Annotated in this window: 18 protein-coding genes; 15 read left to right on the top strand and 3 right to left on the bottom strand. The window is 72.0% G+C overall.

The window, feature by feature from the left end; translation table 11 throughout:
• Positions 1-42: 42 nt before the first annotated feature.
• The 4 genes from rsmI to rsmA all read left to right on the top strand — a co-directional run bounded on the left by rsmI (position 43) and on the right by rsmA (position 4350).
• A complete protein-coding gene (gene rsmI / locus DEJ11_RS14360; protein ID WP_111038303.1) occupies positions 43-864 on the top strand; it encodes a 16S rRNA (cytidine(1402)-2'-O)-methyltransferase in 822 nt (273 codons plus the stop codon).
• A 134-nt stretch (positions 865-998) separates the two neighbouring features.
• The gene (metG, locus tag DEJ11_RS14355) at positions 999-2567 is read left to right on the top strand and encodes a methionine--tRNA ligase (protein ID WP_111104043.1); all 1569 of its coding nucleotides are present in this window, start codon (positions 999-1001) and stop codon (positions 2565-2567) included.
• A complete protein-coding gene (locus DEJ11_RS14350; protein WP_111030772.1) occupies positions 2564-3496 on the top strand; it encodes a TatD family hydrolase in 933 nt (310 codons plus the stop codon). Before metG ends, DEJ11_RS14350 begins: the two co-directional genes overlap by 4 nt.
• Before the next feature lie 2 nt (positions 3497-3498).
• Entirely contained in the window at positions 3499-4350 is an 852-nt protein-coding gene (rsmA, locus tag DEJ11_RS14345; RefSeq protein ID WP_111030773.1) for a 16S rRNA (adenine(1518)-N(6)/adenine(1519)-N(6))-dimethyltransferase RsmA, read from the top strand.
• A gap of 154 nt (positions 4351-4504) precedes the next feature.
• On the opposite strand, the gene DEJ11_RS14340 is transcribed toward rsmA, so the two are convergent.
• Complete coding sequence (locus tag DEJ11_RS14340) at positions 4505-5245, bottom strand: SDR family oxidoreductase (RefSeq protein ID WP_111104044.1); 741 nt, start codon at positions 5243-5245, stop codon at positions 4505-4507.
• A gap of 101 nt (positions 5246-5346) precedes the next feature.
• Here DEJ11_RS14340 and DEJ11_RS14335 point away from each other — a divergent pair, with 101 nt between their 5' ends.
• The 5 genes from DEJ11_RS14335 (at position 5347) to DEJ11_RS14315 (ending at position 10881) form a co-directional block, all read left to right on the top strand.
• On the top strand, positions 5347-6189 hold the full coding sequence (locus DEJ11_RS14335) for a helix-turn-helix transcriptional regulator (protein ID WP_111104046.1): 843 nt from the start codon (positions 5347-5349) through the stop codon (positions 6187-6189).
• A gap of 244 nt (positions 6190-6433) precedes the next feature.
• Entirely contained in the window at positions 6434-7432 is a 999-nt protein-coding gene (locus tag DEJ11_RS14330; protein WP_111104047.1) for an ATP-grasp domain-containing protein, read from the top strand.
• Positions 7433-7579: 147 nt separating this feature from the next.
• Positions 7580-8620 (top strand): LLM class flavin-dependent oxidoreductase, encoded by a 1041-nt coding sequence (locus tag DEJ11_RS14325; protein ID WP_111104048.1) that lies wholly within the window; start codon positions 7580-7582, stop codon positions 8618-8620.
• Positions 8620-9939: an O-acetylhomoserine aminocarboxypropyltransferase/cysteine synthase family protein gene (locus DEJ11_RS14320; protein WP_111104049.1), complete on the top strand. Its 1320-nt coding sequence runs from the start codon at positions 8620-8622 to the stop codon at positions 9937-9939. Before DEJ11_RS14325 ends, DEJ11_RS14320 begins: the two co-directional genes overlap by 1 nt.
• 9 nt (positions 9940-9948) lie before the next feature.
• Positions 9949-10881, top strand: a complete 933-nt coding sequence (locus tag DEJ11_RS14315) for a 4-(cytidine 5'-diphospho)-2-C-methyl-D-erythritol kinase (RefSeq protein WP_027466065.1) — start codon at positions 9949-9951, stop codon at positions 10879-10881.
• Positions 10882-10944: 63 nt separating this feature from the next.
• On the opposite strand, the gene DEJ11_RS14310 is transcribed toward DEJ11_RS14315, so the two are convergent.
• Positions 10945-12597: a glycosyltransferase family 39 protein gene (locus tag DEJ11_RS14310; RefSeq protein ID WP_111104050.1), complete on the bottom strand. Its 1653-nt coding sequence runs from the start codon at positions 12595-12597 to the stop codon at positions 10945-10947.
• 95 nt (positions 12598-12692) lie between these two features.
• On the opposite strand from DEJ11_RS14310, the gene DEJ11_RS14305 reads away from it, so the two are divergent.
• From DEJ11_RS14305 to DEJ11_RS14280, 6 genes are read left to right on the top strand one after another with little or no spacing between them, the layout of a single operon-like run.
• Entirely contained in the window at positions 12693-13748 is a 1056-nt protein-coding gene (locus tag DEJ11_RS14305; RefSeq protein WP_181440863.1) for a ThiF family adenylyltransferase, read from the top strand.
• A gap of 59 nt (positions 13749-13807) precedes the next feature.
• Positions 13808-14224 carry a TOBE domain-containing protein gene (locus tag DEJ11_RS14300; RefSeq protein ID WP_111104053.1) on the top strand — a complete coding sequence of 139 codons (417 nt, stop codon included), beginning with the start codon at positions 13808-13810 and terminating at the stop codon, positions 14222-14224.
• Complete coding sequence (gene modA / locus DEJ11_RS14295) at positions 14221-15027, top strand: molybdate ABC transporter substrate-binding protein (protein WP_111104054.1); 807 nt, start codon at positions 14221-14223, stop codon at positions 15025-15027. The genes DEJ11_RS14300 and modA overlap by 4 nt, the downstream gene beginning before the upstream one ends.
• Before the next feature lie 3 nt (positions 15028-15030).
• Positions 15031-15831 carry an ABC transporter permease gene (locus DEJ11_RS14290; protein ID WP_071246956.1) on the top strand — a complete coding sequence of 267 codons (801 nt, stop codon included), beginning with the start codon at positions 15031-15033 and terminating at the stop codon, positions 15829-15831.
• Complete coding sequence (locus tag DEJ11_RS14285; protein ID WP_258375458.1) at positions 15828-16868, top strand: ABC transporter ATP-binding protein; 1041 nt, start codon at positions 15828-15830, stop codon at positions 16866-16868. The genes DEJ11_RS14290 and DEJ11_RS14285 overlap by 4 nt, the downstream gene beginning before the upstream one ends.
• A gap of 12 nt (positions 16869-16880) precedes the next feature.
• On the top strand, positions 16881-17981 hold the full coding sequence (locus DEJ11_RS14280; protein WP_017888287.1) for a calcium:cation antiporter: 1101 nt from the start codon (positions 16881-16883) through the stop codon (positions 17979-17981).
• A 586-nt stretch (positions 17982-18567) separates the two neighbouring features.
• Here the strand turns inward: DEJ11_RS14280 and DEJ11_RS14275 are convergent.
• Complete coding sequence (locus tag DEJ11_RS14275) at positions 18568-18807, bottom strand: MoaD/ThiS family protein (RefSeq protein ID WP_071406515.1); 240 nt, start codon at positions 18805-18807, stop codon at positions 18568-18570.
• Position 18808: the final 1 nt, after the last annotated feature.

Genomic DNA, 18808 nt, shown 5'->3' with positions numbered 1-18808 from the left:
CACATGTCCCCGCTGCGACTGGGGTGCGGGGACAATGGGTGCGTGATCGTCCTCGCAGCAACGCCCATCGGCAACCTCGGGGACGCCTCGCGCCGTCTCGTCGAGACCCTCTCCAACGCCACGGTCGTCGCGGCGGAGGACACCAGGACCGCCATCCACCTGATGCGCGCTCTCGGCATCGAGAACCGTCCGCGGCTCATCGCCCTGCACGAGCACAACGAGCGGGCGAAGGCGTCCGAGGTCGTCGAGCTCGCCCGCGACGAGGACGTCGTGGTCCTGACCGACGCCGGCATGCCCGCGATCAGTGACCCCGGCTTCCCGCTCGTCGAGGCCGCCGCGGCCGCCGGGGTCACCGTCACCGCCCTGCCCGGGCCGTCGGCCGTGCTCATGGCGCTCGCCGTGTCCGGGCTGCCCACCGACCGCTTCACGTTCGAGGGGTTCCCGACCCGCAAGGCCGGGGAGCGCCGTCGGGCGTTCCAGGCGCTGGCGGGGGAGCAGCGGACGATGGTGTTCTTCGAGTCGCCGCACCGGCTGGCCGAGACCCTGGCGGACATGGCCGTCGGGTTCGGGGACGACCGACGCGCCGCGGTCTGCCGTGAGCTCACGAAGCTGTACGAAGAGGTCCGCCGTGGGCCGCTGGACGAACTCGTCGCGTGGGCGTCCGAGGGTGTCCGGGGTGAGATCTGCATCGTCGTCGCCGGCGCCGCGGAGGCCACCGAAGAAGCCACGCTCGACGACGGCGTGCGCCTGGTGCTCGAGCGGGTGGCCGCCGGCATGCGCATGAAGGAGGCCGCCGCGGCGGTCGCGGACGCGACCGGGCTGTCGAAGCGGGACCTCTACGAAGGGGCGCTCGCGGCGCGCTGAGCGGGGCTCGTCACGTTCGCATCCGCCGGTCTGGAGGCGCGGGGCGGGCCTGTCACGGGCCTCCAGGACCCGGTTCTCCACAGTCCACCGCCGCACGCGTCATCAGGGTTCGGTGCGCCCGTAGGATGGTCCGCATGTCCGCCGGGTCCTCGTTCAGCATCACCACGCCGATCTTCTACGTGAACGACGTGCCCCACATCGGGCACGCCTACACCGAGGTCGCCGCGGACTTCCTCGCGCGCTGGCACCGGCAGCGCGGTGACGACACCTGGCTGCTCACCGGCACCGACGAGCACGGGCAGAAGATCCTGCGCACCGCCTCGGCGAACGACGTCTCGCCCAAGGAATGGGCCGACCGGCTGGTCAACGACGCCTGGAAGCCACTGCTCGACACGGTCGACGTCGCGAACGACGACTTCATCCGCACCACCGACGAGCGGCACGAGCGCGGCGTGACGGCGTTCCTGCAGAAGCTCTACGACGACGGCTTCATCTACGCCGGCGAGTTCGAGGGCTTCTACTGCGTGGGCTGCGAGGAGTACAAGCAGCCGAGCGACCTGGTCGCCGGCACCGGTGCGTACGAGGGTCAGCAGGTCTGCGCGATCCACTCGATCCCGGTCGAGGTGCTGGCCGAGCGCAACTACTTCTTCCGGATGTCCGACTTCGAGCAGCGCCTGCTCGACCTGTACGAGTCGAACCCGCTGTTCATCCAGCCCGAGAGCGTCCGCAACGAGATCATCTCGTTCGTCAAGCAGGGGCTCCGCGACCTGTCGATCTCGCGCTCCAGCTTCGACTGGGGCATCAAGATCCCCTGGGACAGCGACCACGTGCTGTACGTGTGGTTCGACGCCCTGCTCAACTACGTCACGGCGCTCGGCTACGGCACCGACGACGACGAGGCCTTCAAGCGCCTCTGGCCGAGCGTCCACATCGTCGGCAAGGACATCGCCCGCTTCCACGCCGTCATCTGGCCGGCGATGCTCATGGCCGCCGGGCTGCCGGTGCCGGAGCGCGTCTTCGGCCACGGCTGGCTGCTCGTCGGCGGCGAGAAGATGTCCAAGTCGAAGCTGACCGGCATCGCGCCGTCGGAGATCACCGACACGTTCGGGTCCGACGCCTTCCGCTACTACTTCCTGCGCGCCATCACCTTCGGGCAGGACGGCAACTTCAGCTGGGAAGACATCTCGGCGCGCTACCAGGCCGAGCTCGCGAACGGCTACGGCAACCTGGCGTCGCGCCTGGTCGCCATGCTGCAGAAGTACTGCGACGGCGAGGTCCCGGAGCGCGGTGCGCTGACCGAGTCCGACCAGGCGATCGACGCCCTGGCCGTCTCGGTCACCGAGCGTGCCGAAGCCGCCATCGCCGCCTTCGCCCCGCACGAGGCGATCGCGAGCGTGTGGGAGCTCGTCGACGCCCTGAACGGCTACATCACCGAGCAGGCGCCCTGGGCCCTGGCGAAGGACGACGCCAACCGCGAGCGCCTCGGCACGGTCCTGACCACCGCGCTCCGCGGCCTCGGCACCGTCACCGTCCTGCTGTCCCCGGTCATGCCGAAGGCGACCGAGAAGCTCTGGGCCTCGATCGGTGCCGGCGGGTCCGTCGCCGAGCAGCGGGTCGACCGCGCGTTCGAGTGGCAGGGTGCGTCGCACGTGGTGCCGCTCGAGAGCGGGCTGTTCCCCCGGATCGAGCAGGTCTCCGCGTGACCGACGCCGAGTCGCACGTCCGGTCCCGCGGTGACGGGGCGTCCGGTGGCTCGAAGCGCGACCTGACGTACCCGCCGCTGCCGCAGGCGCTCGTCGTGCCGGTGTACGACAACCACACCCACATGGAGATCGCCGACGGTGTCGGCGACGGCGGCGACGGTCCGCTCGAGTACCGCGAGCACCTCGACCGTGCCTCGAGCGTCGGCGTGCGCGGTGTCGTGCAGGTCGGCACCGACCTCGCCACCTCGGAGTGGTCCGCGTCGATCGCCGCCCGGGAGCCCCGGGTCCTGGCCGCCGTCGCGCTGCACCCGAACGAAGCGCCCGTGCTGCAGGAACAGGGGCTGCTCGACGAGCACCTCGCCGGCATCGAACGGCTCGCCGCGCTGCCGCGGGTCCGGGCGATCGGTGAGACCGGCCTCGACTTCTTCCGCACCGGCGAGGACGGCCGTGACGCCCAGGTCCGTTCGTTCGAGGAGCACATCCGCATCGCGAAGGAGCACGACCTCGCGCTGACGATCCACGACCGCGACGCGCACGACGCCGTGGTCGAGGTCCTCGACCGCGTGGGCGCGCCGGAGCGGACCGTCTTCCACTGCTTCTCCGGCGGCCCGGACCTCGCCCGGCTCTGCGCCGAGCGCGGCTGGTACATGTCGTTCGCCGGCACCGTGACGTTCAAGAACGCCGCACTGCTGCGTGAAGCCCTGGTCGTCGCCCCGCGGCACCTGATCATGATCGAGACCGACGCACCGTTCCTGACGCCCACCCCGTTCCGTGGTCGCCCGAACGCGCCGTACCTCATCCCGCTCACCCTGCGGTCGATGGCGGAGACGCTCGGCACGGACGCCTCGATGCTCGCGGCCCAGATCGCCTCGAACACCGAGCTCGTCTACGGCGCGTGGGACGCCGAGCCCGTGACGGTGGAGGAGTAGTCGTGGGTGCCCTGCTCGGCCCGGCGGAGATCCGGGAGCTCGCGGCCGAACTCGACGTCACCCCGACGAAGAAGCTCGGCCAGAACTTCGTGCACGACGCCAACACCGTGCGGCGCATCGTGTCCGTCGCCGGTGTGACCCCGTCGGCACGGGTGCTCGAGATCGGCCCGGGGCTCGGGTCGTTGACGCTCGGGCTCACCGAGACCGGCGCGCCCGTCACCGCGGTCGAGATCGACAAGCGCCTGGCCGCCAAGCTCCCGTCGACGGTGTCGTCGATGCAGCCGGACGCCAGGCTGACGGTCGTGCAGCAGGACGCCATGACCGTCGCCGCCGCGGATCTCGACGTCGAGCCGACGCACCTCGTCGCGAACCTGCCGTACAACATCTCCGTGCCCGTGCTGCTGCACCTGCTCGCGACCTTCCCGTCGATCGAGCGGTCGCTCGTCATGGTGCAGGCCGAGGTCGGGTACCGGCTCGCCGCCGGTCCGGGCAGCAAGGTCTACGGTTCGCCGAGCGTCAAGGCCGCCTGGTACGGGTCGTGGAGCACCGCCGGGTTGGTCAGCCGTCAGGTCTTCTGGCCGGTGCCGAACGTCGACAGTGTCCTGGTGGCGTTCGACCGGCACGAGCCCCCGGGTGACGAACTCCTGCGGTCGCGGGTGTTCACGCTGGTGGACGCGGCGTTCCAGCAGCGACGCAAGATGCTGCGGCAGAGCCTGTCCGGGGTGCTCGGCGGCAGTGCGCACGCGTCCGAGGTCCTGACGGCGGCGGGCATCGACCCGACCGCCCGGGGTGAGGCGATCGGTGTGGACGACTTCGTGCGGCTCGGGCGGACGGTCCTGGCGGCCGCGGAGTAGTTCGTTCCTCGCCCGGCGACGGCCCCGCCCTGACGCCTGCGTGCTGCGTACCTGCTGACCGCGATGGTGCGAGGTTCTGTGTTCCGTGCGAGCCGAAGTGGCTCGCACGGAACACAGAACCTCGCACGGTGCGAACGCCGGCCGGCCGCCCGACTCAGTGCTCGCGGGAGGCCATCATCTCGAGGATCTGCTGGTGGTTGCCGTTCCGCTCGGCGAAGCGCAGCGGGTGCACGTTCTGCACCAGGATCTCCGGGGCTGCGCCGGACTCGATGAGCGCCATGACCTCGTCGGCGAAGGCGTCGAGCGGCATCCCACCGAAGTCGGCGCCGCCCATCAGGTCGGTCATGACGGCCGGCGGGGCGAGCTCGAGCACCTCGAGCGACGACCCCACGAGCTGCTGACGGAGGGCCTGCGTGTAGGCGTGCACACCGGCCTTCGTCGCGCTGTACGTCGGTGATGCGGTGAGCGGGACGAACGCGAGACCGGAGCTGACGGTCATCAGGGTGGCCGAGGGCTGGGCGAGCAGGTGCGGCAGGAACGCGTCGATGAGCCGGATCGTGCCGACCAGGTTCGTCTGGACGAGCTCGAGGGCGTCGTGGATGTGCTCGGGGTCGCGGAGGTCCTCGTCGCGCATGATCCCGGACATGGTGATCAGGGCATCGAGCGACGGGTACGCCTCGAGCACCGAGGTGGCAGCGGCTTCGATGGACGCCGCGTCGGCGACGTCGATCTGCACGGTGCCGAAGCCGTGCTCGGCGGCGAGGGAGTCGAGGAGCGCCTGGCGGCGGCCGCCGATGACGACGGTGCTGCCGGCGGCCTGCAGGCGCTGGGCGAGCGCGAGACCGATGCCCGAGGTCGCGCCGGGGATGAAGACGGTGGAGTTCGTGATGTCCATGGCGACCACGATGCTCGGTGGACAGGGACGCAACCAGAGCGCGGTCATCGGGGGATCGGCGATCCCTGGCACCCGGGGCGGAAGCGGACGATGATCGACCCATGGACCGTGCCGCGCTCGCCGACTTCCTCCGCCGTCGCCGTGAGCTGCTGCGCCCGGAGGACGTCGGTCTCGGGCAGGGTCCACGACGCCGGACCCCGGGGCTCCGCCGCGAAGAGGTCGCTGCCCTCGCCGGCATGTCCGTCGACTACTACACGCGACTCGAGCAGCAGCGCGGACCGCAGCCGTCCGAGCAGATGATCGCCGCGATCGCCCGGGCCCTGCGGTGCAGCCTCGACGAGCGCGACCACCTGTTCCACCTGTCCGGGCAGAACGCCCCGACCCGGATGCACCGCGCCGACCACGTCGACCCGGCGATCCTGCGGGTTCTGGACCGGCTCGAGGACACCCCGGCGATCGTCGTCAGTCACCTGGGCGAGACCCTGGTCGAGAACCGGCTCGCGGCGGCGCTCCTCAGCAGCTCGGTCGGCCTGCCGGGCAACCGCCGGTACCAGGCGTGGCGGTGGTTCGTGACGGGTGAGGAGCTCGCGAGGTACGCACCCGAGCAGCACGAGCGGCTGGGGCGGGTGGTGGTCGCGTCGCTCCGGGCGGCCGTCGGGCTCGCGGGCCCGGGCGACCGTCGGGCGACGGAACTCATCGCCGAGCTGCAGACGCGCAGTGCCGAGTTCGGCGACCTCTGGGCCAAGCACGAAGTGGCCACGCGCTGGTCGGACAACAAGACGATCGTGCAGCCGGAGCTCGGCCGCATCACCGTCGACTGCCAGGTGCTGCACACCGACGACCAGGCGCAGGCCCTGCTGCTCTTCACCGCGCCTCCAGGATCAGAGGACGCACAGAAGCTCGAGCTCCTCGGCGTCGTCGGACAGCAGACCTTCGCCGGCTGACACGGCGCACGGTGCGGGTTCGCTCGGCTCGTGCGAGGTTGGTCGACCCCGCACGGTGCGAGGTTCGTCAGCCCGTGCATCGTTGACCGCTCGGTGCCGCCCTACAGTCCGTCACCGAGCGACCAACCTCGCACCGACCGGACAAGCGCGCACCGTGCGACCCGCCCGCCCCCGCCCCGCCCCGAGAAGCAACGCCACGTCACACACTTGGGCACGTGCGGTATACCGTGCCTAGGGTGGGGGCGTGAGCACTCCGCGCGTGTACGTCATCCACGAGAACCCCGAGTGGTTCCCCCCGCTCGCCGCCGCCTTCGAGGCCGAGGGCGTCCCGGTCGAGGAGATCCTGCTGACCGAGGGGCAGATCGACCTCGCGGCCGAGCCGGCCCCCGGCGTCTACTGGAGCCGCATGTCCGCGAGCTCCCACACCCGCGGCCACGAGCACAGCAAGGAGTACACCCGGGCGATCCTCGGCTGGCTCGAGCGTGCCGGCCGCCAGGTCGTCGGCGGCAGCCACGTGCTCGAGCTCGAGGTGTCGAAGGTCGCCCAGCACGGGCTCCTGCAGCAGGCCGGGTTCGACGTGCCCCGCACGACCGCCGTGTTCGGCACGACGACGCTCAAGGACGCCGCCCGCACCTTCACCGACGGGCAGGACGTCCCCTTCATCACGAAGCACAACCAGGGCGGCAAGGGCCTGGGCGTGCGGCGGTTCGACTCGCTCGCCGAGTTCGACGCCTACGTCGACAGCCCCGAGTTCGAGGCCCCGGTCGACGGCATCACGCTGCTGCAGGAGTACCTGACGGCCCGCGAACCCTTCATCACCCGCGTCGAGTTCGTCGGCGGCGAGTTCGTGTACGCGGTCCGCGTCGACACCAGCGCCGGCAGCTTCGAGCTCTGCCCCGCCGACGCGTGCGAGGTGCCGCAGGTCATCGCGGGTGCCGTCTGCGACGTCCCTGGCACCGAGACCATCGGCGCGCCCCCGGCGTTCGCCGTCCGGACCGAGATCACCGCCGAGCACCCGCTGGTCCAGCAGCTCCGCACGTTCCTCGCCGACCAGCGCGTCACCATCGCGGGCGTCGAGTTCATGGAGACGACGGACGGCCGCACCGTCGTCTACGACATCAACACGAACACGAACTACAACCCCGCGGTCGAGGAGTCCGCGCCGGCCTCCGGCCCGCGCTCCATCGCGAAGTACCTCGGTGGCCTGCTGGCAGCGGAGTACGCGGCGCAGCTCACGGCCTGAGAACGCAAGAACCACCGGACTGGAGGCCCGTGGCGGGCCCGCCACGACTGCCTCCGCTGGCTCCGGCAGCGCGATCCGCACAACGCTTCGCGTCGTCAACCAGCGGCTCCCGCCCGTCCGCCTTTCCCACACCCCCAAGGAACCAACGTGCGATTCGGATACTGGACCCCGCTCTTCGGCGGCTGGCTGCGCAACGTCGACAACGAGAACATGCCGGTCACCTTCGACTACGTGAAGCGCCTGGCGCAGCGCGCCGAGCGGATCGGCTTCGACCTGACGCTCGTGCCGGAGCTCAACCTCAACGACATCAAGGGCACGGCGGCGCCCTCGCTTGAGGCGTGGTCGCTCGCGGCGGCGATCGCGGCGACGACCGAGCGCCTGGAGATCATGGCGGCGATGCGTCCCGGGTACCACCTGCCCGCGGTGACGGCGAAGCAGGCGGCGACGATCGACGACATCTCGTGCGGCCGGTTCACCTTCAACGTCGTGAGCGCCTGGTGGGCGGAAGAGGCGAAGCAGTACGGCGGGATCTTCTCGGAGCACGACGACCGGTACAAGCGCACCGCGGAGTTCGTCGAGGTCATGAAGGGCCTGTGGCGCGAGACCCCGTACTCGTTCTCGGGCGAGTACTACGAGATCGAGAACGCGCACCTCGAGCCGAAGCCCCGCGTGACGCCGCGCATCTACGCCGGTGGGGAGAGCGAGGCCGGCAAGGCCGCGATCACCGGGTACGCCGACGCCTACGTCACGCACGGCGGCACGGTCGAGGAGCTCCGCGCGAAGATCGACGAGATGAAGCAGCGCCGCGTCGACGCCGGTCTGCCGCCGTTCGAGGCGTTCGGCATGGCCGCGTACGTCATCGTGCGCGAGACCGAGGAGGAGGCGCAGGCCGAGCTCGCCCGGATCACCGACGTGCAGCACGGCAAGGCGTACGAGTCGTACCAGGACTTCATCTCGAAGTCGCAGCTCGAGCACGTGCCCTCGCTCGAGGACTACTCGGTGTCGAACCGCGGCCTGCGCCCCGGGTTCGTGGGGACGCCGTCGCAGGTGGCCGACCGCATCCGGGAGTTCGAGGACGCCGGGGTCGACACGCTCCTGCTGCAGTTCTCGCCGCAGCTCGAGGAGATGGACCGGTTCGGCGAGCAGGTCATCCCGCTCGTCCGGCAGTCGGTCGGGGCGCAGTCCTGATGGGTGCCGCGCCGACCAACGCCGAGGACGGCTGGGCGTTCGAGACCCGCCAGATCCGCGCCGGCTTCAAGGCCGACCCGGGGTGGGGCGCGAACGTGCCGCCGATCGCGCAGAGCGCCGCGTACGTGTACCCGTCGGGGGAGGACGCCGCCGCGCGCTTCATGCTCGACGCTCCCGGCCACACCTACACACGGGTGAACAACCCGTCGGCGGCAGCCCTCGAGCGCCGGATCGCCGACCTCGAGGGCGGGATCGGTGCGCTGGCGCTGGCGTCCGGGCAGGCGGCGACGTCGCTGGCCGTGCTCGGTGTCGCACGCGCCGGTGACCACGTGGTGTCGAGCGCCTCGCTGTACGGCGCGACCTACACGCTGTTCGCGTCGACCCTGCGGGACCTCGGCATCACCTTCACGTTCGTGCAGGACCCGACCGACCTGTCCGAGTGGGCAGCGGCGGTGCGTCCGGAGACGAAGGCGTTCTTCGGCGAGTCCATCCCGAACCCCCGCGGGGACGTCCTGGACTTCGCCGGGGTGGCCGGAGTCGCACACGAGGCCGGTGTGCCGCTCATCGTCGACAACACCATCGCGACGCCGTACCTGGTGCGCCCGATCGAGCACGGTGCCGACATCGTCGTGCACTCGGCGACGAAGTACCTGGCCGGACACGGCAGCGCCATCGCCGGGCTCATCGTCGACAGCGGGAACTTCGACTGGGCCGCGCACGCCGACGCCTACCCGCAGCTGGCCTCGACCGAGCAGTCCGGGTTCGCGAACACGAACTTCGCCGAGAAGTTCGGGCGGCGGGCGTTCATCCAGCGCACCCGCTCGAAGCTGTCCGCCGACCTCGGGCCCGCGATCGCACCGTTCAACGCGTTCCTGGTGCTGCAGGGCATCCAGACGCTGTCGCTCCGCATGGACCGGCACGTGTCGAACGCTGCCACCGTGGCGAGCTGGCTCGACGCCCACGACCAGGTCGAGCACGTGCACTACGCCGGCCTGCCGGACTCGCCGTGGCACCACCTGCAGCAGCGCTACGTGCCGAAGGGGCCGTCGGCCGTGCTGTCGTTCGACCTGGCCGGCGGGGTCGCCGCGGGCCGACGGTTCGTGGCTGCCCTCGAGCTGTTCGACCACGTCTCGAACCTCGGGGACGTCCGATCGCTCGTCGTGCACCCGGCATCGACCACCCACGTGCAGATGACCTCGGCCGAGCGAGCGGCCGCCGGGGTGGGGGACGGCCTCATCCGCCTGTCGATCGGCCTCGAGCACATCGACGACATCACCGCGGACCTGGCGCGGGGGTTCACGGCAGCCGCAGCGGGATAGGTTGGGCGCATGACCACGTTGGCCGCACCGACCCGCGTGCGGACGCGCGCCCCCGGCAAGATCAACGTGTTCCTGTCCGTCGGGGCGCTGCAGGACGACGGCTACCACGACGTCGCCACGGCGTACCAGGCGGTGTCCCTGTACGAGGACGTCACCGCCGAGGCCGCCGACGACTTCTCGGTCACCTTCACGGGGCCGATCGACACGAGCACCGTGCCGGTCGACGAGTCGAACCTGGCCATCCGTGCGGCCCGGCTCGTGGCCGACGCGGCCGGACACCGCGGTGGGGTGCGGCTGACCATCGACAAGCAGGTGCCCGTCGCCGGCGGCATGGGCGGTGGCTCCGCGGACGCCGCGGCGACCCTGCTCGCCGTCGACACGCTCTGGGGCACCGCGCTCGGTCGCGAAGAGCTGCTCCGGCTCGCCGCACAGCTCGGCGCCGACGTGCCGTTCGCCTTCGCCGGCGGCACCGCCGTCGGTACCGGCCGCGGCGACGAGCTGAGCCCGGCGCTGGCCAAGGGCGAGTTCCACTGGGTCCTCGCCCTGAGCGACGACGGGCTGAGCACCCCGGCCGTCTACCGTGCGCTCGACGAGCACCGGGAGCGGTACCGCGCCGACATCTCCCCGGCGCCGTCGCACCCGGTGGTCGAGGCGAACGTGCTGCAGGCTCTGCGCGCGGGCGACCCCGACCTGCTCGCCGACTGTGTGCACAACGACCTGCAGGCACCGGCCATGCGCTTGCAGCCCCGGCTCGCGGCGACGCTGGAGCTCGGCGAGAAGTCCGGTGCCCTGGCCGGCCTGGTGTCCGGCAGCGGACCGACCGTGGCGTTCCTGGTCGGTGACCGTGACGCCGCGCTCGAACTGCAGGTCGAGCTCAGCGCCGCCGGCCTCGTCGCACTCCGGGCCACCGGTCCGGTGCACGGCGCGCGCGTGGTGCACTGACCCGAGGCCCCGGCACAGCCGTCGTCGGTTGGACCGCCACCGTCAGCGGTTGGACCGCCACCGTCAGCGGCTGTACTTCCAGAGGATGACCGTGCCGGTGTGCCAGTAGCGCACGACGTGGAACCCCTCGGCCACGAGCGTGTCGGTGACCTGCGGGCGGATGTTCCGTGACTTGCCGCCGACGAACCACACGGTGTCGATGCCGGAGATCCGCTGGGGCACCGTCGTCGCGATGTCGCCGTTGACGTTCCAGAGCTGCCCGCGTTCGGCACCGGTCTCGGCGACGGCGAGGTCGCGCATCCCGGTGAAGGCCTCGGGGTAGGAGTCGGCGATGACCTGCGCGGTGGTGCCCGGATGCTCCCAGACACTGCCGAAGAGGACGCCCTCGTTCTGGTCGGTGCGCCGGTCCCGCTCGCGCTCGATGATCGCCGCCGCGTTCGCCCAGTGCGAGTCCTGCTTGGCGTGGGGCAGCCGGACGATCGTGCTCGTCGGTGCCGACACGAGCAGCATCCCGACGACCGCGAGCGCCAGCCACCGCCGGGGTCGGATCGCCGTGATCGCCAGGCCGATGAGCAGCGCGACGAACGGCAGGCTCAGGCTGGCGTACTTCGGGGAGTACAGGTGCTCCCCGGCCGCGGTCGCGCCGACGAGCAGTGCGGTGGGCAGGATCGTCAGGGGGACGGCGACGCGCACGGCCTGCATCCGCAGCAGGTCACGGGCGGCGGGGGAGGGGCGTCGGGTGGCCCGGACGGCGAGCACGACGCCGACGATCATCAGCGCCCACCCGAGCACCGCGTACGGCCAGACGGCACCGAACCAGGCGGTCGCGACGACCTGGCGCACGGTGGCCCACCCGACGCCGGTGATCCATCCGACCTGCTTGGCCTGCCCTGCGGCGAGGACGATGAACGGCGACACCACGAGCGCGGCCCCGACGGCGGCGACGCCCCAGCGCACGAACGCGGCGCGGTCGACCATCGGCGCGACCACCGGACCGCTGCGCTGCGAGAGCACGGCGTCGCGACGTGCGGCACGGTCGGCGACGGCGGTCCAGAGGAGCACGACCCCGTGCGCGACGACGGCCAGGGCCAGGTAGACGTTGAACAGCACGGCCACCACGGCGAACAGGCCGTAGACGACCCACCACCGGGTCGCGTGGTGCCCGGTCCGGGTGCGCCGGACCGCGGTGATCCCCACGAGGGTCAGCGCGACGGCGAACGTCGTGACGGTGGCGTACGGGCGCCCCTCGGTGCCGGCCCAGGCGACGCGCGGCAGGACGAGGAACACGATCCCGGAGACGACGCCGAGCCGCACCCCGCCGAGACGACGGCCGAGCGCGACGACGAGGCCGGCGGAGACCCCGATGGCCAGCGCGCTCGGGAACCGCAGCGTGAACGGCGAGTACCCGACGAGCGTGAACCAGACGTGCATCACGGCGTAGTACAGGCCGTGGACGGCGTCGACGTTCTGCAGTTCGGCCCAGAGCGCCGGCCAGCTGCGCTGTGCGCTCGCGATGGTCGCAGCCTCGTCGTACCAGACCGACGGCACCCAGCTGAAGGCCGCTGCGACGACGACGCCGAGCGCGCCGACGGTGATCTCGGGGGTCCGTGCGAGGGCTCGGACAGCCGCCACGACGAGCCCCAGCGAGCGCGCGCGCACCGACGCGTCCGACGTCGTGCGTCGGACCGGGACGGTACCGGTGCGCGGGGAACTCACGCCCGCGACCGTACCGATCTGCTCTGGGGATCCGCCGCGTCCGGGCACTGAACTCTCACATGCAGGAGTTCGGTGCGACGGGCCAGAATGACGGGATGGAACCCCTCGTCGCCCCCGCCGCCGCGCTCTCCCCGGGGCGGACGCAGCTCGGTTCGCGGACCGCCGCGCTCGCCGACGTCGGGGTCACCGGGCTGCGACGCCTGGCCACATCGCGCATCCTCGTCGTCGGGGCCGGCGGGCTCGGGGCGCCGGTGGTCGCGTACCTCGCCGGGGTCGGTCGGCTCACGGTGGTCGACCCCGACGTGGTCGACGCCTCGAACCTGGCCAGGCAGACGCTCTTCACCGCCGCGGACGTCGGCTCGCCGAAGGCGCAGGTCGCGGTCGCCCGGGCCGTCGCCGTCGACCCGGAACTCGACGCGGTCGCCGTGGTCGGGTCGTTCACGCCGGACCTGGTCGCCGGACACGACGTCGTGGTCGACGCCGCCGACTCGGTCGTGGTCACCCGGGCCGTCTCGGACGCCTGCTCCGCTGCCGGCGTGCCGTTCGTGTGGGGCACCGTGCTCGGCCACGACGGGCAGGTCAGCGTCTTCCGCGACGCCGGGCCGGACGGCGTCGACTTCCACGACCTGCACCCCGAGGCCCTGCCCGACGAGGGCTCGTGCGCCCTCGACGGCGTGGTCCCCGCACTGTGCGGTGCGGTCGGTGCGGTGATGGCAGGACAGGTCTTCGCGTTGGTCACCGGCAGCGGCGACCCGCTGCTCGGACGCGTGCTGACCGTCGACGCCCGCCGGTGGCGCTGGACGGAGAGCCCCGTCCGTCGCGGACCCGCTTCGCGTCGACCGGCACCTGCTGGTGCCTCCGCGACGCCGCGCATCGCGCCGTCCGCCCTGGCCGCCAGGGTGGCGGACCCGTCGGACCCGCTGGTCGTCGTCGACGTCCGGACCGACGAGGAACGGGCGGCCGGCGTGGTCGCCGGTGCCGTCACCGACGACACCGGTGCGGACGAGGTCGTCGTCTACTGCGCACGCGGACCCCGTGCGGACGCGTGGGCGGCGCGGCAACCGGTCGGGAGGCGCGTGACGGTCCTCGACGGCGGCTTCGAGGCCTGGCGTCGCGAGGGGCTGCCCGTGGCGATCGAGCACCGGTCCTGACCCAGCCCGGTCACCTCCACTGCCCCTGCCGCCGCATCCGCGGATAAGATCGGTGGATCATGACGCAACTGCGGGTACGGGACGCTGCGGCCTTCCTCGGGATCAGTGACGACACCGTTCGTCGGCTCGTCGACGGCGGCACCTTCACCCGTGCCACGGACGACGCGGGGCGAGCCGTGGTCGACGGTCGCGAGGTCGCCGCGTACGCGCGGGAACGCAGCTCCGAGCTGACCGACCCGGGGTCCGCGGTGAAGAGCTCGGCGCGCAACCGCTTCGTCGGGATCGTCACCGACCTGGTCGTCGACACCGTGATGGCGCAGGTCGAGCTGCAGTGCGGCCCGCACCGCGTGGTGTCCCTGATGAGTGCCGAGGCCGTCCGCGACCTCGGGCTCGAGGTCGGGTCCGTCGCGGTGGCGTCCGTCAAGGCCACGATGGTTGCGGTCGAGGCACCCGCCCACCAGGAGGACCCCCGATGATCCGTCGGTCCCGCTCGCTGCTCGTGCCCTTCGCCGTCGTGGCGACGCTCGGCCTGTCGGCGTGTTCCACCGCGGACGCTCCGGCGGGGTCGTCGTCGTCCTCGTCGTCGAGCGCGGACACCGAGGTGTCGGGGTCGATCACCGTGTTCGCGGCGGCGTCCCTGCAGCAGACCTTCACGACCCTGGGCAAGCAGTTCGAGACCGCGAACCCCGGCGCCTCGATCCGGTTCTCGTTCGCCGGCTCGAGCGACCTCGTCACCCAGATCCAGAACGGTGCCCCCGCCGACGTGTTCGCGTCCGCCGACGAAGCGAACATGGCGAAGCTGGCGTCGACCGACCTGGCGAGCGGTTCGCCGCGGGACTTCGCGACGAACGTCCTCGAGATCGCCGTCGCACCGGGCAACCCGAAGGGCATCACGGACCTCGACGACCTGACGGCTCCGGGCGTCCAGCTCGTCACGTGCGCCGCCCCGGTGCCGTGCGGTGCCGCGACGGCGAAGGTCGAGTCCGCATCGGGCGTCGATCTCGAGCCGGTCAGCGAGGAGCAGTCCGTCACCGACGTGCTCGGCAAGGTCGAGTCCGGGCAGGCCGACGCCGGACTCGTCTACGTGACGGACGTCCGAGGAGCCGGCGGGAAGGTCGACGGCGTCCCGTTCGACGAGTCGGGCAAGGCCGTCAACACGTACCCGATCGGCGTGCTCCGGGAATCCCAGGACCCGGAGCTCGCGCAGGCGTTCTCGGAGTACGTCCGCTCCGCCGCCGGGCAGCGCGTGCTCGCCGACGCGGGCTTCGGGAAGCCCTGACCCGTGGCTCCCCGCGCTGACGGACGGCCGCCGGTTGCATGGTGGCTCCCGCTGCCCGCGGTGCTCGGCGGGCTGTTCGTCGTCGTGCCGGTGCTCGCGATGCTCGGCCGGGTGGACTGGTCGTCGTTCGTCGGGCTCGTGACCTCCACCGCGTCACTGACCGCGCTCGGGCTCAGCCTCGGCACGGCGCTCGCCGCCACCGGCGTCGCGTTCGTCCTCGGGTACCCGCTCGCCGTGCTGTTCGCGCGGTCACGGTCGCGCTGGGTCGGCGTCGCACGTGCCGTCGTGCTCCTGCCGCTGGTGCTGCCGCCGGTGGTCGGCGGTCTCGCGCTGCTCGCGGCCTTCGGTCGGCTCGGGGTGGTCGGGGCGTTCCTCGACGACCACGGCCTGCACATCGCGTTCACCACGACGGCGGTGGTCATCGCGCAGACCTTCGTCGCGATGCCGTTCCTGGTGTCCTCGGTCGAGGGGGCGCTCCGTGTCGAGGGCGACCGCTACGAACGGGTCGCCGCGACCCTGGGCGCCGGACCCACCCGGACGTTCCTGACCGTCACGACGCCGCGGGTCCTGCCGGGGATCGTGTCCGGGCTCGTGCTCTGCTTCGCCCGGGCGCTCGGCGAGTTCGGGGCCACCCTGACCTTCGCCGGCAGCCTGCAGGGGGTCACCCGGACCCTGCCGCTCGAGGTCTACCTGCAGCGCGAGGTCGACCCGGACACCGCGGTGGCACTGGCGGTCGTGCTCGTCGTGGTGGCCGTCGTCGTCATCGGGGCCTCGTCGTTCCGCACCCGGGGAGCCCTGGCGTGACGGCCGAGGGTGCGGTGGGCGTCCGGGCGCACGTCGTCGTCGGGTCGCGGGACGTCGACGTCGCGATCGAGGTCCGTGTGGGGGAGTGCCTGGCCGTCATCGGGCCGAACGGTGCGGGCAAGTCGACGGTGCTCGAGGCCCTGGCCGGGCTGCTGCCGATCGACGCCGGCCGGATCGAACTCGACGGGGTGCAGGTCTCGAGCCCACGGCACACCGTCCCCGCGCACCGTCGTCGGACCGGACTCGTCGCGCAGCGGTCCGACCTGTTCCCGTTCCTCGACGTCGTCGGGAACGTCGCCTTCGGGCCCCGTGCGTCCGGAACCGGTCGCGCCGCGTCCCGGGAACGTGCCCGTGACGCGCTCGACGCCGTCGGGGTCGCCGACCTGGCCACGCGCGACCCACACACGCTCTCCGGTGGACAGGCGCAGCGCGTCGCGATCGCCCGCGCGCTCGCCACCGACCCGGCGGTGCTGCTGCTCGACGAACCGACCTCGGCGCTCGACGTCGGCGCGCAGGACGAGGTCCGCGCGGCACTCCGGACCGCCGTCGCCGGTCGTCCCGCCGTGCTCGTCACGCACGACCCGGTCGAGGTCGTCGCGCTGGCCGACCGCGTCGTCGTGCTCGAGGGCGGTCGGGTCGTCGAGCAGGGCGTCCCCGCTGCCGTGCTCGGTCGTCCGACGAGTGCGTTCGCCGCGACGTTCTCCGGGCTCGCGCTGGTGCGCGGGACCGCCACCGGGGGTGGGATCGCGATCGACGGCGGGGGTGAGCTGGCGTCGGGGACGCACGCCGTGCCTCCCGGCAGGCCCGCCCTGGCCGCCTTCCACCCGACGGCCGCCGTGCTGACGCGGGACGGTGCCGGAGCCGCACGCACCGTCTCGTCGCTCGAACCGCGCGACGGACTGGTGCGGGTGCGGGCCGGTGACCTGGTGGCGGACCTGACGCTCGCCCGGCTGACCGCGCTCGGGATCGCCCCCGGCGACGCGGTGCGCATCGACGTCCCCGCAGCCGAGGTGGCGGTCTACGCGCCCCGTGGTTGAGACAATGGTCCGATGACCTCCTGGTTCCCCAAGGTGTGGCCCGTGGCCACGCCGATCCTGGCGGCCGTCGTGCTCGCGTTCTCGTACGGCCGCTACGGGCTCGGCACCGCCGTGGTGGTCGTCGTCGCCGTCGTGCTCGCCGTCACGGTGCTCGCAGCCGTCCACCACGCCGAGGTCGTCGCGCACCGCGTGGGGGAACCCTTCGGCTCGCTCGTGCTGGCCGTCGCCGTGACGATCATCGAGGTCGCCCTCATCATCTCGCTGTCGAGCTCGGGAGGTGCGCAGGCCGAGACCCTGGCGCGCGACACGGTGTTCTCGGCGGTGATGATCACGATGAACGGGCTGGTCGGCCTCGCGATCCTGATCGGCACCCTGCGGCACAACACCGTGCGCTTCAACCAGGAGGGCGCCAGCGCCGCGACCATGACGGTGGCCGCGCTCGCCGTGCTGACCCTGGTGCTGCCGACCTTCACCACCGGCACCGACGACGCGTCCTTCACGGGGACGCAGCTCGTGTTCGTCGCGATCGCGTCACTGGTGCTCTACGGGCTGTTCGTCGTCACGCAGACCGTGGCGCACCGCGACTTCTTCCTGCCGGTCAACCGTGCCGGCGGGGTCCTGGTCGAGTCCGAGGACGCCCACGCCGCACGCCCGTCCGGTCGCACCACGATGGTGTCGCTCGGGCTGCTCGTGGTCGCGCTCGTCGCCGTGGTCGGGCTCGCCAAGGTGGAGTCGCCCGCGATCGAGGCCGGGGTCGCCGCGGTCGGGTTCCCGCCGTCGTTCGTCGGTGTCGTGATCGCGCTGCTCATCCTGCTGCCGGAGGGCATCGCGGCGTCGAAGGCCGCCGCACGGAACCGGATCCAGACGAGCCTGAACCTGGCGATGGGGTCCGCGATGGCGTCGATCGGTCTGACGATCCCGTCGATCGCGGTCGCGTCGCTGTTCATGCCGGGGACGCTGCTGCTCGGGCTCGGGCCGTCGCAGATCGTGTTGCTCGCGCTGACGATCGTCGCGGCGGTGCTCACCGTGCTGCCCGGTCGTGCCACGCGGCTCCAGGGCGGGGTGCACCTGGTGATCTTCGCCGCGTTCATCGTGCTGTCCGTCTCGCCGTAGGGCGGGGCGGGGTCGGCGCGGGCGGGGGCTGGTTCGGCGCGGGCGGGTCGCGGAGGCTGGCGGCGCCAGGTCGTTCCGGGCGTACCTGGTCGAATCGGGCGTGCCTGGTCGGAAGTTCGCATCAGGTATGCCCGGAAGCACCAGGTATCGCGGGTGTTGTGGGAAGGAACGGGCGCGGGGCGCGCGGGCGCGGGGTCGAATCGGGCGTACCGGCTCGAATCGGGCGTACCTGGTCGTTCCGGGCGTACCTGGTCGAATCGGGCGTACCTGGTCGTTCCGGGCGTACCTTGTCGAATCGGGCATACATGGTCGGAAGTTCGCACCAGGTATGCCCGGATGCACCAGGTATCGCGGGTGTTGTGGGAAGGAACGGGCACGGGGTGCGCGGGCGCGGGCGCGGGGTCGAGTCGGGCGTACCTGGTCGTTCCGGGCGTACCTGGTCGAATCGGGCGTACCTGGTCGAATTGGGCGTACCTGGTCGAATCGGGCGTGCCTGGTCGGAAGTTCCGACACGGTATGCCGGAAAACGCCAGGTATCGCGGGCGTTCTGGGAAGGAACGGGCGTACTACCGCTCAGCCGCCGAACTCAGCCCCCGGCGAAGGGCGGCATGACGTCGACGACCTCGACACCGTCGAGCGAGGTCGCCCGGTCACGCGTCGTCACGCCGTCGACCAGGTACGAGCAACGCTCCTGCAGCGCACTCCATCGCGCAGGGTCCACGACGTCGATCGCGCCGAGGGCGGCCTCGATGGTGGGCCCCGTCGTGGTCAGCGAGTCGACACCCACGGCAGCCCGGGCAGCGGCGAAGAACCGGATCGTGGTCATG

Origin of the sequence: Curtobacterium sp. MCLR17_058 (assembly GCF_003234705.2) — a bacterium.
Taxonomy (GTDB): domain Bacteria; phylum Actinomycetota; class Actinomycetes; order Actinomycetales; family Microbacteriaceae; genus Curtobacterium; species Curtobacterium flaccumfaciens.
The sequence above is the reverse complement of the archived record's forward strand: the minus strand, read 5'-3'. Positions and strand labels throughout refer to the sequence as shown.